Genomic DNA, 12,217 nt, shown 5'->3' with positions numbered 1-12,217 from the left:
ACCTGTCCGCCGCGGCCATCCACATCGGAGCATTTCTGGCGTGGGCGGCGAATCGCGGGCTGGTCGCGTCGCGCCATCAGAAAGCCATGGTCGCTGCCTATCGCCGAAACGCCACGCTCTCGGAGTACGCGCACACCTACTTCCACGGCGAGTTCAGCAACTCGGACCTCACCGCGACCGGCGTCGCGTTCGCCGATGCTGCGTATCGCGCGTACCTGGGATCAATCTCTGCGGTGCCGACGCTGGCCGGTTACGACTCGACCTACGAGATCCCCGACACCTGGGACACCTACGACGCGATCAGTCCGATGCTCGACGACTTGTTCGCCTACTGGAGGTCCGGCCGGGAGTTCTACCCCTGAAAGCACAACGCCCACCGTTCCATCAGGAACGGTGGGCGTCTTTGGTGCGCGATCGATCACGCGTTTCGAAAACTACTGCGAGGCAGCCTCACTGCGCTTGGGCAGAACCCAACCCGGGCGCACATAGTGGCACGTGTAGCCACCGGGGTTGCGGATCAGGTAGTCCTGATGCTCGGGCTCGGCCTGCCAGAACGGGCCCGACGGCTCGATCGTGGTGACGGCCTTGCCCGGCCACAGACCGGACGCGTCGACATCTGCGATGGTCTCGCGGGCGACCTTCTCCTGCTCGGCAGTGACCGGGAAGATCGCCGAGCGGTAGCTGGTTCCCACGTCGTTTCCCTGACGATCCTTGGTCGACGGATCGTGTGCCTGGAAGAAGAACGCCAGGATGTCGCGGTAGGTGGTCTGCGACGGGTCGAACACGATCTCGACGGCCTCGGCGTGGCCGGGATGGCTGCGGTAGGTGGCGTGGTCGTTGCTGCCGCCGGTGTAGCCGACGCGGGTCGCCAGCACACCGGGCTGGCGACGGATGAGGTCTTCCATGCCCCAGAAGCAACCGCCGGCGAGGACGGCGGTCTCGGTGCCGGGCTGGGTGGTGATCTGTCCGGTGTCAGTGGTCATCGTGAATGCTCCTCGGTGGTGGTCGAACCTGGGGTGGTGGAGTCGGTCGTGAACAGCGAGACGTAGTCGCCGTAGCCCTGGGCCTCGAGCTCGTCGACGGGGACGAAACGCAGCGCCGCGGAGTTCATGCAGAACCGCTGGCCGCCGGCGTCGCGGGGACCGTCGTTGAAGATGTGCCCGAGATGGCTGTCGGCACCCGCCGAGCGCGCCTCGGTGCGCTTGATCAGCAACTTCCGGTCGCTCTTGGTGGTCACCGCGTCGGCCTCGATGGGCCGGGTGAAGCTCGGCCAGCCGGTGCCGCTGTCGTACTTGTCGAGCGAGGAGAACAGCGGTTCGCCCGAGACGACGTCGACGTAGATTCCCGCCTCGTGGTTGTCCCAGTACTCGTTGGAGAAGGCGGGTTCGGTCCCGTCCTTCTGGGTGACGCGGTACTGGACGGGGGTCAGCCCGTTCACGGCGTCGGCGGTCTTCTGGTACTTCGTGGTCATCGATACCTCCCTTGACGCCGCTGGCTGCGACATCAATTACTCCAACGCACGAGCACCGCGATTTGGTCCCGAGAGGGGGCTCAGTTTCGGTTGGCGGCGGCCGCGGCGCTGATCAGAGCGGTGAAAGCATCGGAATCGAGCGAATTCGATTCCTTGATGTCGATGGCCCGACGCGTGCCGGCGGTGAGGCTGGCGTTGAACAGCGAGTGCGGGTCGGGCAGCGACGCACCCTTCGCGAACGTGAGCTTCACCTTGTCCTTGTAGGTCTCCAGCGTGCAGATGAGGCCGTCGAGGGAGAAGGTCGGCACTCCGTCGGGGTTCGACGGTTTGCGCCACTTGATCTCTTCGACGATGCCGTCTTCCGCGCCCAGGATCAGGCCCCGCAGTTTCTCGACGGTCTCTTCGCGCCAATCAGCCATGTCGGAAGACGATACTCGGGCGGCAGCCATCGTCAGCGCTTCTCGGTGGACGTACCTGTCTGTCAGACCCTCCCGCTACCGTCACGAGTGAAGGGTCGAGATCAGCGGCAGAACATCCAGCCGCTCCCGCTCGAATCGAGCCGAAACCCCTTTCCATCACACGCTCCGACCCATGTTTGGGTGCGCGCGAGCGTGCCCTCACAGCGAACCAGGAGGAGCCATGAACGGATCCCGGACGATCGGCCTCGACGAACTCGTCGACGGCTATCTCGCCAGCCGAGACACCGGCAGCGACGACCACGACTATTGGATCGAGTTCGTCGACGCGCTCGCCGGCCTGCTGACCGGCTCCGACGGTTCGCTTGATCTCGAATTTTCGGTGACGTGGGAGCAGCAGCTGCTGGATCAATCCATCGTGGGCGCTCTTGCCGCGATCTCGGATCGACCGAATCCATGGTCCGGATTCGCCGAGGCACCGGAGTGGGTGATCCGGCATTCGCAGACGCATGGTCGTGACATAGCGGCCGCGCAGACGGTCCTGGGAGCGATCGTGGGCCAGTACCTAAGGACTCTGCTGATCATGCGCTGGCCGGGCATCGAGCCGCGGCGGATCAGCTGGTCTGACCTGCGGCGACTCGGGGTGGAGAGCGAACCGCCACCGCCACGCGAATGGGACGAATGGTGACCGGCTCGCCTCCCCGAACCTGTCACACCCCAGCCGTACTCTTCACTCTCTACCGGTCGTCCGAGCTGTTCGCCGACCGCCCGGCGAAAGGAGCCGCCATGCTCACCGATTTCGATTTCGACGTGTCCGTCGAGGACGCCTGGCGCGCCTTTCGCATCGGCCTGGCCGACCAGCTGTCGCGGCTCGACCAGGGCGACGAGTACACCGTCGTGCAGTCCACCGACGAGTTCCCCGGCGGACCGCACGGGAAGCTGACGTTCACCGTCACCGGGTCACGCCGGGTGCGCTGTTCAGTGGCCGTGTCGGACCTGCACACCACCGATCGCTGCCGGCTCGACCAGATGGGCCAGCTGTTCGGTATGGGGTTTCGCCCGCTACAGGCCCGCGACCGACCGATCATCGTCGAGTGCGGTCGACGTCGCATCGACGAACTGGCGGCCACCGCGGTGCGCGCGCTGCGCGAGATCTGGGAGGTCGTCCACCCGACGTTCCTCGAGGGTGGCGAGCGGGCGGGACTGCTCGAGCCATCGATCTCGGTCGGTGTCACCCCTCACGATCCGGACGACCTCCGGCGCTTGGTGCTCGAATCGCTTGCACGACAGGTCAGTCACCCCATCAGCGTTGACGACGACGGTGACATCCGCGTCCCCACCGGCGAAGTCTCGTCCTGGATGCGTATGTGCACCGACGAGCCGGCCATCGAGTTCTTCGCATGCATCGTCTCGTCGGTTCCGGACGCGTTCGAGGCCGCGCACTACATCGCGACACGGGCGACGCGATGGCCCAGCATCACGCTGCGCCTGATCGAGAGCAATGTGTACGCCTCGCTGCGCCTGGAGTGCTCGGTGTTCTATGACGCCAACCTGACCTCGGCCGCGAAGAAGTGGATCGCGTTCGTCATCGACGACGTCCCGCAGATCCGTGAGGAGCTGGCCACTCCCCGACTGGCGTGGAAGCCCGAACCCGAAGCCGACGAAGAGGAGTCGCCGGCTCTGCCCGATCAGTTGATGGCCGTGCTGCATCTGATCGACGACGGTCCGACGAGTCCGGACGAGGTGGCGCAGGTCTGCGACCTCAACCGGCGCACCATCATCGACTGCATCAAGGTCTGCAACCGCGAGCGCGGGAAGTGGGGCCGCTACGGCGATGCGTCGGATGATCCGGACGAGGTCGAGGCGTGCGCCCGGGAGGTCGACAAGTGGATGTCGACGATGAAGCTGCTGGTGGCCGCGTTGCGACTGGTGCTCAAGATCGACCGTCGGCGCCGCTACTACGCCGAACTGCAGGCCAGGAAGGCGGCGACCAATGACCATTGATCCGCGTCGGCTCGCCGACGTCGCCGCGAGAGGACTGCATGCAAATCCCTGACGACGATCCACCGCGTCGCAAAGGCTATGGCGGACCGTCCATTCGGTATGGGCCGGGAAGGCCGATGGAACGCTGGTACGCGTATCCGGCGATCGACACCCGGCGTCCGGTGCACATCGCGTTTGCCGCGCCGTGGCAGAACGTGATCCGCGAGGACCGCATCGAGTCGGTCGACACGATCACATGGAACTTCCCGGACGTCAGTGGCGGCGACACCGTGGTCGCCGTGGTCGAGGCACGCGAGCCGACGATCGTCGGACTGTATGTGGCCCAGTCGGATATCGGTGATCACGAACTGCTTCGGATCCAAGCCTTTGACGGGGTGGCCGTCAGCGCAGTTCAGCAGCGCACAACCGGATCGTTCCCGACCGCACCGAGAACGCTCGAAGACGAGACCGCGGTGACGGTACTCGCGGCGATCGAGGCCGAAGCCGTCGATCCCACACAGTGGTGGGAGTTGCCCCACCCGTGTTCGGGCGATGTGGCTCGCGAGGGAGCGCGCATCGGGGAGTCATGGGGATGCAATGCGTGTGGTCGGGATCGGTGTCTGATCCCGGGTACAGCCCCCGGTTTCAGGGCCACATCGAGGTTCGCGGGTTCGACGGCGAGCCGCCCGAGCCTGTCGGGGTGTGCCCGTCGTGCCACGACATCCTGCATCAGCCGCTCGGCCCGACGTTCGACGAGTTGATGTTCAGTCACCGGCCCGCCTGCCCGCAGTGTCGCGAGCGCCGAACCTTCACCGTGTTGAGCGGGATGCCGATCGGACCGCCGCCCTACGGCATGAGGACCGTTGGATGCGTCGTCTTCGATCCACCCAGCCACTTTCACTGCGGCGCGTGTTCTCACGAATGGTGATGCCGTGCGGGTCGATCCATCGCCCACAACGAGGTGCCATTCGCGAGGTCGAATTCTTCGGACACCTCGAATCCGAAACGGCGATATAGCGCAACGTTTCCCGCTCGCGTGCACACGAGATGGGCGGACAGCGGGTTGGCGTCGATGTGCGCGAGTCGGTGCTCGATCAGCGTTCGGGCGTGGCCCTGCTTCTGCGCGACCGTGGCGACACCGAGGTTGACCAGCGTCCAATGTGGGTCGGTGGGTTCGTGCGCGTCGAGGCGTTGTCGGACGCCGATTCCCGCCGGGAGTCGCCCACGTAGTGCGCCGAGCATGCCGGGCGCGGCGCGCACTGTGCGGACCAGGCCGGCCACCGTGCCGCCACGGTTCGGGCCGTCCCACGCGGCGACGGCGACCGGATGACCGGCATCGTCGGTGAGGTAGTCGACCACGCCGATTCGGCTGTGTTCGTACCGCATCGTCGCGGTGAAGTACCCAACGAGCGCAGCGCGACGGCGGTGGTCGTCGGGCCAGATCGACGCCATCAGCGGATCCTGCGCGAACGCCTCGGCGAGGACACGCACACAGGCGTCGAGTTCGGAACGGTCAGTAGCGGTGCGCACCTGCGAATGGGGTCTAGGAGCGGGCGCCGTCACGCCGCCGATTGTGCCGCAGCTCCCTTGGGTGCGGAAGTCCCGTCCACGTCGCGATGACGTAACTTTTAGCCATGGTAAGCAGCGACGGGTGGACCTTGGTGGACCTGCGGGAACCCGGTTCGCCGACGGTCCTGTTCCGAGGCGGTCGGGTCCGGCATCGAACGTCGCTGAGCCGCGCCCTGGTCGACGCGGCGGGCACCCGGCGCGCTCGAGAGATCACCAACGCGGTCAGCCGATGGGCTGACGCAGCAGAACACGCGGCCCCGGAGCACCTCGAGTTTGACGGCGTCGAATGCCGACCCGTGGACGGTCCCGCCGGCCGAATACGGGCAGCGTGGTTAGCGACTCAGGGGTCTGTCGACGCCGAGCCGCCGGCCGCGGTCGCGTTCGACTGGGACGTCGATGCGCGCCTGTTCCGGGCGCCGGCCGGGGCGGGGGTTCTGGTCGGTCGGCCGCAAGTCGAGGTGCGCGAGTCGGGGATCACCAGTGCCGATGCGTTGCGGTTCGTGGAGGTCGACGACACGCTCGGACTCGTCCAGGCGATGCTCACCGACGCCCCGATGGAATGGTCGGGCTCGGCGACGCTGCGCCGTCCGGACGGTCCGGTCGCCGCTGTCGCGAGCCTGGTTCCCGCAGCAGCACACCGCGGCCTGTCGGGCGTGCTGTTCGAGGTCTCCGGTGCCCCGGCGACGACGCCGGTCGAATCGATGGCGATGTCGACGGTGGCGCGGATGTCGAACGTCCACGTTGTCGTCATGGACGTGTCGAAGATGCGGGTGTTGCGGTGGCTGACCGATCCGCCGGCGGGTGTCGCGTGGAAAGGTCAGCGCGACAACCGGGATACTCCGCATCCCGACGATGTCGCGCGGATCTTCGTCGTGGCCGCGGCCGTGCTCGACGGGTCCAGTCGACGCGGAGAACTCGAGGACATCCGGTTGCGTCGGCAGGAGGGCGGATGGCTGGTGGTCGACGCCGTCGGAGAGCTCGTCGCCGGGTCTGATCCGCCGTTGCTGATCATCTCGATGATCGAGCGCGGGACATCCGATGAACCCGACCCGGTACCCGTCGACGACGACGGTCATCCGGGGTTGTGACACTCGCAATATCCTTTGCGATCCCGCAACCCATCGTTTTACGGTTGGACTTCTTCCCGGCGCCAGTCCCCGACGGCTCGGACGACACGATCTGCTCGACCACGCCAGCGGTTTCGATACGGCGGCGTCCGACATGCGATTCGAGGTCCACCGATGTTCACCGCACTGGAAACCCGCACGGATGAAAACAGCGACGACACTGAGGCCACGGCCGAGTACGTTCGACGACTCCGGCTCGCGCTGGCTGCACTGCACGCCGACCCGTTGTCGATCGACGCGGCGCGGGATGTGTCCGCGCTTCTCTAGCGGTGCGTAGCCGAGCCGTCCGGGCTTACAGCCCCAGCCGCGACGCGAGCTCCGGTCCGCCGACCTCGCGCACGAAATCTGGGTCTCCGCAGATAACCAGCTGGTCCCTCGCACGCGAGAGTCCCACGTACAGGCGTTCTCTGGACCGATCTAGTCGTGTCGTCTCGTTCAGTGCCAGGATGATCACGCGCCGCTCGAGACCCTTGAAACCGAGAACATGGCCGTAGAAGATGTCGTCGTTGTCCCAGAACGTCTTCCAGTACGACTCGTTACCCTCCTCCTGGCGCTCGACCTGGATCGGATGTCGGCTCCCCGTGGACAGGAGCGCGAAGTCCTCGTATCGCCAGCCCTCATCGATCAGTCCGTCGACCTGATCGTCGGCGACGTGAAGCGCCTCGTCGGGCGAGCAGGCAACGAACCGGACCTCCGGGCCGTCACCACCAAGTAACTGCATCCGCTGACCGACCAACGGCTTCAGGCTGCATTAATCCCCACCCTGTGGACAACCGTTAGCCATCCTTGACACCCGTCCGGTAATGTCCCACCGGTCTCGAACTCGAGCAGAAGATTTGGCGAACGGGGTGCGGGGATGGGCAAACATCTGAAAGTGGATCCGGCGACGCTGCATACCGTCGGCCAGGATCTGCACACAGCGGCCGACGACTCCACCGAAGCGTTCGGTCGGAGCCATGCAGGAGCGTCTGCGGCTGCTGACGGACTGTTCTCGGGCTCACGCCAAGCGCTGCAGGCCAAGGTCGATCAGTGGAAGCCGACAACTGCAGCAATCGTGGCCACTGTTCGTGAACACGGCAGCAACCTGCACACCAGTGCAGCGCTCTATAACAACACCGACGGCGATAACTCGACGGCCCTCTACGTCGCCGGCGAGACACCCCATCGCCCACTCAACCTGGACATCTGAGCGTGGTCGGTTTCGGCGAGGTCGTCAACTTCGACCCGGAGCAGATTCGGGAAATCTTCTCTGTGTGTTCGGCCCACAAACAGACTTGTGACGACCTCAACACCCACGTGAAGAAGCTGTCCGAGCTGCACACCTGGGAGGGCGACGCCGCGAAAGCGGCAAAGGACTCAGCCGGCAAAACACATGGCAACATCGCCGCACACGGACGAGAAGCATGGAAGATCGCCGCCGCAGCACGCGACTGCTACGACGAAGGTGTTGCGCTGAAGGCCGCGGCGCGCCAGGTGCAAGCGGATGCCGACGCCAACAAACTCACGATCGATCCGGTCTGGAATACCGTCACCGACCCGAATCCTCCAAACATGCGTGGGTGGGTTAACGAGGACAAGGCCTCGTACTACGCGCAGATCAAGGCCATTCAGCTCCGCGTCAACAAAGTCATCGCCGACGCAGAGCGATTCGACGATGATCTCGCTGCCGCGATCAATGCCGCCGACGGGTCTCTACCTCTGACACCTAAGGGGGAGGGCGGAAACGTCAACCTGGCTGATCGCCGCGCGAATCAGGTTGCTGCGTACCGCAAGACGTACGGGAAAGACCCGGTCACTTCGAACGACTGGCGCATGGCCGAGGCTCTCGACCCTCACACATATGACCCCAAGTACCAGGGCGCTCTCTCAAATATCTCGGTAGCGACGATCAAACCGAAACCTGGGGCTGGAGTGGTGCGCACTAACCTCTACATCCCCAGTAAACAGGTGCAGAACGTATCCGCGAACCCGCTCGACTGGGCGGCGAAGCAACAATTTCCCAACAACTTGGGCGACGACCGTGGACCTGACGCAAATGCCAGCGCCGAACATTCGCGTGTGTCCGTGTACGTCGATTACGAGCGAGGGATCGTCGTGGCCAGGCAGAATCCGACCGTCGTGAAGGGGCCACCGCTCGACCTTGGCACCGACCATGCGCCTCGTGCCGGAACGCCCGAAGTCTCCGCATTGCAGAGCGAGGACGGCTCAGTGCGAATCAAGTACTTCGGCTCGGATGCCTTTCAGCCCGAAGTTGCGACCGCAGGAAAAATTGGAGTAGCCGGCGATCTGACTATCCAGCCGTCCGCAACCGGGTCAGCAGCCATCGACGGAACCGTAACGCCCTACCCATCGGTCGAGTCGTACAACTACAAAGACGACGGAACCGTTTACACGCTTGCCCAACGCTCAGCGACTGAGAGCGAACTCGGACCCGGACTCGGACTGCTCCGCGGCCCTAACACGCATATCGGCACCGACCTCCCGGACATCGGGCCGACCACACACGCAGCCCCGCAAATGGGTTATCCCGGCAGCCAGCAGACATCTGCGGAAGACCCCGGCGTGCCACTGGGAAGCGCGGATCAACCAGCGAAGGTGCCAACAGAGTGAACGAAAGCAGTGAGCCGATCCATCGCAGCGACCGGAATGTTTACTTCACCTCGGTGCTTTGGGCCATCCCCCTGTGCTTCGTTCTTACCTTGGTGGTCACCGCTGCGGCCCTGCTCATCGCGCAGATCGGCGAACCCGACTTCGACGCTCTCGGTGCAATTTTCTCCGGAGTATTTTTTGGGTTTCTGATCTTTTTTCCAACCTGCTTTGTGTCGATCCCAATTGTCGGTCTCATCATCGCCAGCATCAGGCTCTTCGCGCAGGCAAGTAAGCAGCGCTCGTCTCGATGAGAAACTAGGCCGACCACAGGAACGGTCCCGTCGTGGCGCACCGGAATCCGACGGCCGTCCTCGCCGGCACCAACATTCCCAAGAAAGCGGGTAAATCAGACGCTTAGGCGAGCCAGACCGGAGAACGGCACATCAGAGCAATCGACAGTGAGAAATCGACACGGTCAAAGCAGCCGCGCAACAACCTCGCACTGAGACCGGACCTCAGAGACCGTGGGAGACAGCTCGAACGCATGACGATGACACACAGCGCTCAGGCCCTGCCAGGCACCAGCTGCATCGTTGGCAGCTGACGGATCGTCGAACGCGCGGAGGATCACTAGCCGCGATCTCATCGACGCGTACTCGACCTCCGCACCGAACGACTTACATCGCTGCAGCACGATCGTCTCGAGCGCCTGCCGAGCAAGCACCGCCGCGAGACGCGCCGAATTACCCTGGGCAGCGTCAATATTTCCGCTGAGTAGCTGCTCGGCTCGATACAGAAGCTCGGCAGATGTGGTGACCCCGGCGGTCACAGCGCCAACAACTCGTCGACAGTCTTGCGGAGGTCGTTCACGGTCTCGCGAGTCGGAGTCGCCGAGCTGCCGTGGCTTCCCGCGTTACAGATTCCTAGCGTCGGCTTCCGCCAACCGCGATACGACAGCCAGCCCGAGACGTCGACCTCGGTGTCACCGTGAACGGCAAGCGCTAGGCGCGCACGTGTTTTCTTGGCAGTTCCCCACTGCTCCTCGATCTCTATCCGCCCGAGCCCTTTTCGATAGGCAGACGCGAAGAACGACTGTTGTGCGGCCGCTTCTATCGCCTGACGGAACAGCGTCGGCACGGCACGACGCTTCACATCGTCGGGGACGTTCTCGTCGACGACGAGTGCGAACACGTCATCGACATAGCGGCGCGCGGGGTCGAGAGATTCCTTCGTGATGACGCGCGATCCCGACTCACGCGTGACCTCGATCAGGCGCGCCTTCACCGAGGTGTTCCGGATCGCCGACGCCAACCGGTCATCGTGGGAGAACACGATCACCTGACGTGTCGCCGACAGCTCGCTGAGTACCTGCAGGAACCCGTCGATCTTGGCAGGATCCATCGCCTGGATCGGATCGTCGAGAACGATGAACCGGAACGGGCTCTGCGCGGTGGTGGCCCGTGGCAGGAACAGCGCCAACGCCAGCGCATGCAACTCCCCCTGACTCATCACCGATAGCGCCCCGGCCGACTTACCGTCGACGCTGCCCTCGAAGTTGACACGGCGACTGGTGTTTCGACCCTCCAACGTGATCGAGCCGATATCGACGTTGCTCTCCTGCCGTAGCTGCGACCAGATGGCGCGAGCCTGATCGGCGATCGGCTCGAGGCGCTGATTGCGCAGCGTCTGCGCATTGGTGCTGACCCAGTTCTTGGCCTCGGTCGCCGTCGTGAGACGCGAGTCGTTTTGTCGGGCGACACGTTCCAACGCCAGCCAGGTCGAGATCTCGGTGACTACCGGTTTCCAGGTGTTCTCCTGCGTGGCGAGTACCTCGTCGATTGCCGCTTTCAGAGCGTTCAGTGCGGGTTCGACCTGAGGGACGACATCGCGGAGGTGCGCGGCGAGGGCGTGCGACTCGGGCGGTACCGCTCGGGCTGCGGCGACTGCGGCTCGGTAGTCATCGACCAGGGACGCGTCGATCCCGTTCATTGGCGCGATGTCGACGACGCGTACCGCCACGGCTTGGCCGGCCGAGCGCGCCTTGTCGACGTCCGACTTGGATTGCCGGTAGGCGGCGAGATGGTCTGTCGCTGTGTCGATCGCGGCTTGACTTCGTTGTCGCCAGTCAGCATCGAGCTCGGTGGACTCGCAGACCGGACAGGTGTCGCTGTCGGTGAGGTCTTGGTAGCGAATGGCCTGCTTTAACAGCTCGGTGCGGGCCGCCATCGTGTTCAGCGCGGTGTCTGCGAGTGACGCCGCGGCACGTTCGGCGGTCTCGATTGCGTCCGCGGCAACATTTGCGTCGGATGGTGACGGCGCAGTGATGGCGAGAACGGCACGCAACGGGGCTCTCTCGGCGTCGTCGGAATCGGTTCCGGTGAGAACGGATTCGACAACGTCGAGTTTGTACGGCCGCCGGAGCGCCTTGAGGACAGTTGTCGCCCGTGGATCGTCGCTAGATTCCAGCGCGGCCTTCAACGACTTCGCGGCGGCGTCAGCAGTTGTCCTGGGGCCCTTGGCCGTCTTGGCCGCGTCAGTGAGCCGCCGCTCTGCATCCTGGATCTCGTCGAGGCCCAGGAGTTGTGCGAGAGCGTCGTGGAGGACCGATGGCGACTCGGCCAGCAGCCCACCTATCTCCTCGTAGGTGAGCAGCGGACGGTGCAGGTCCATGGTGCGCGACCATCCGAGGCTGACGAGCCCAGCTGACCGTGTCGCGTTGCTGGCCTGTGTCCACACCGCGCCCGCGCTCAGTTCATCGCCGGGTTTCCAGTCGACGCCGATGACAGTTCGGTCGCCACCTTCGACGGCGAACGCGACCCGAACGCCGCATGATGTGGAGTCGTGCAGATTGCGCCAGGCGTCCGACCAGTGTTTCGGCTTGTTGCGCCACCGGTAGCTGTGGCCGGTGAGTGCGTATTCGAGCGCTTCGGCGAAGCTGGACTTACCCGATCCGTTGCGGCCGCTGACCACGGTGATACCCGGTCCGGGATGCAATTCGAGCTTCGTGCGCGGGCCGATACCGCGAAAGCCGGCGACGTCGATCGACTCGAGAAATGCACCCG

Annotated in this window: 15 protein-coding genes and 1 pseudogene; 9 read left to right on the top strand and 7 right to left on the bottom strand. The window is 64.7% G+C overall.

From position 1 onward, the window contains the following. Positions 1-362: hypothetical protein (locus JHC79_RS20795; RefSeq protein WP_296394419.1), on the top strand; the 362-nt coding region annotated here is incomplete at its 5' end. Between the two features lie 72 nt (positions 363-434). Here the strand turns inward: JHC79_RS20795 and msrA are convergent. The 3 genes from msrA to JHC79_RS20780 all read right to left on the bottom strand — a co-directional run bounded on the left by msrA (position 435) and on the right by JHC79_RS20780 (position 1,920). Next, positions 435-983 carry a peptide-methionine (S)-S-oxide reductase MsrA gene (msrA, locus tag JHC79_RS20790; protein WP_296394417.1) on the bottom strand — a complete coding sequence of 183 codons (549 nt, stop codon included), beginning with the start codon at positions 981-983 and terminating at the stop codon, positions 435-437. Next, the gene (gene msrB, locus JHC79_RS20785) at positions 980-1,471 is read right to left on the bottom strand and encodes a peptide-methionine (R)-S-oxide reductase MsrB (protein WP_296394415.1); all 492 of its coding nucleotides are present in this window, start codon (positions 1,469-1,471) and stop codon (positions 980-982) included. Before msrB ends, msrA begins: the two co-directional genes overlap by 4 nt. 80 nt (positions 1,472-1,551) lie before the next feature. Next, entirely contained in the window at positions 1,552-1,920 is a 369-nt protein-coding gene (locus JHC79_RS20780; protein ID WP_296394414.1) for a DUF1801 domain-containing protein, read from the bottom strand. Positions 1,921-2,110: 190 nt separating this feature from the next. Here JHC79_RS20780 and JHC79_RS20775 point away from each other — a divergent pair, with 190 nt between their 5' ends. From JHC79_RS20775 to JHC79_RS20765, 3 genes are all read left to right on the top strand, one after another. Further along, the gene (locus JHC79_RS20775; RefSeq protein ID WP_296394412.1) at positions 2,111-2,575 is read left to right on the top strand and encodes a hypothetical protein; all 465 of its coding nucleotides are present in this window, start codon (positions 2,111-2,113) and stop codon (positions 2,573-2,575) included. Positions 2,576-2,673: 98 nt separating this feature from the next. Next, on the top strand, positions 2,674-3,891 hold the full coding sequence (locus tag JHC79_RS20770; protein WP_296394410.1) for a hypothetical protein: 1,218 nt from the start codon (positions 2,674-2,676) through the stop codon (positions 3,889-3,891). Positions 3,892-4,007: 116 nt separating this feature from the next. Beyond that, positions 4,008-4,631, top strand: a complete 624-nt coding sequence (locus JHC79_RS20765; RefSeq protein WP_296394407.1) for a hypothetical protein — start codon at positions 4,008-4,010, stop codon at positions 4,629-4,631. A 154-nt stretch (positions 4,632-4,785) separates the two neighbouring features. Here JHC79_RS20765 and JHC79_RS20760 read toward each other — a convergent pair whose 3' ends face one another. Continuing rightward, complete coding sequence (locus tag JHC79_RS20760; protein WP_296394405.1) at positions 4,786-5,400, bottom strand: N-acetyltransferase; 615 nt, start codon at positions 5,398-5,400, stop codon at positions 4,786-4,788. A gap of 104 nt (positions 5,401-5,504) precedes the next feature. Between JHC79_RS20760 and JHC79_RS20755 the strand changes: the two genes are divergently transcribed. Both JHC79_RS20755 and JHC79_RS20750 read left to right on the top strand, forming a co-directional pair. Then, positions 5,505-6,527, top strand: coding sequence for a hypothetical protein (locus JHC79_RS20755; RefSeq protein ID WP_296394403.1), 1,023 nt, complete (start codon positions 5,505-5,507; stop codon positions 6,525-6,527). Between the two features lie 153 nt (positions 6,528-6,680). Beyond that, positions 6,681-6,833 carry a hypothetical protein gene (locus JHC79_RS20750; RefSeq protein ID WP_296394401.1) on the top strand — a complete coding sequence of 51 codons (153 nt, stop codon included), beginning with the start codon at positions 6,681-6,683 and terminating at the stop codon, positions 6,831-6,833. 25 nt (positions 6,834-6,858) lie between these two features. On the opposite strand, the pseudogene JHC79_RS20745 reads toward JHC79_RS20750, so the two are convergent. Further along, positions 6,859-7,305 (bottom strand): annotated as a pseudogene (locus JHC79_RS20745) (ATP-binding domain-containing protein); the annotation flags it as partial. Positions 7,306-7,422: 117 nt separating this feature from the next. Here JHC79_RS20745 and JHC79_RS20740 point away from each other — a divergent pair. Genes JHC79_RS20740 through JHC79_RS20730 form a run of 3 tightly spaced genes read left to right on the top strand, consistent with a single transcriptional unit; the run spans position 7,423 to position 9,466 of the window. Then, positions 7,423-7,755 (top strand): type VII secretion target, encoded by a 333-nt coding sequence (locus JHC79_RS20740; RefSeq protein ID WP_296394399.1) that lies wholly within the window; start codon positions 7,423-7,425, stop codon positions 7,753-7,755. 2 nt (positions 7,756-7,757) lie between these two features. Next, the gene (locus tag JHC79_RS20735; RefSeq protein ID WP_296394397.1) at positions 7,758-9,176 is read left to right on the top strand and encodes a hypothetical protein; all 1,419 of its coding nucleotides are present in this window, start codon (positions 7,758-7,760) and stop codon (positions 9,174-9,176) included. Continuing rightward, complete coding sequence (locus tag JHC79_RS20730; RefSeq protein WP_296394394.1) at positions 9,173-9,466, top strand: hypothetical protein; 294 nt, start codon at positions 9,173-9,175, stop codon at positions 9,464-9,466. The genes JHC79_RS20735 and JHC79_RS20730 overlap by 4 nt, the downstream gene beginning before the upstream one ends. Before the next feature lie 164 nt (positions 9,467-9,630). Here JHC79_RS20730 and JHC79_RS20725 read toward each other — a convergent pair whose 3' ends face one another. Together JHC79_RS20725 and JHC79_RS20720 are read right to left on the bottom strand one after the other, a co-directional pair. Then, entirely contained in the window at positions 9,631-9,984 is a 354-nt protein-coding gene (locus JHC79_RS20725; protein ID WP_296394392.1) for a hypothetical protein, read from the bottom strand. After that, a partial coding sequence (locus JHC79_RS20720; protein ID WP_296394390.1) for an AAA family ATPase occupies positions 9,981-12,217 on the bottom strand: 2,237 nt, incomplete at its 5' end. The genes JHC79_RS20725 and JHC79_RS20720, both read right to left, overlap by 4 nt.

It is taken from the genome of Williamsia sp. (assembly GCF_016462415.1).
Lineage (GTDB): Bacteria > Actinomycetota > Actinomycetes > Mycobacteriales > Mycobacteriaceae > Williamsia_A.
Note: the sequence above shows the minus strand (reverse complement) of the source record. Positions and strands in the feature narration are given on the sequence as shown.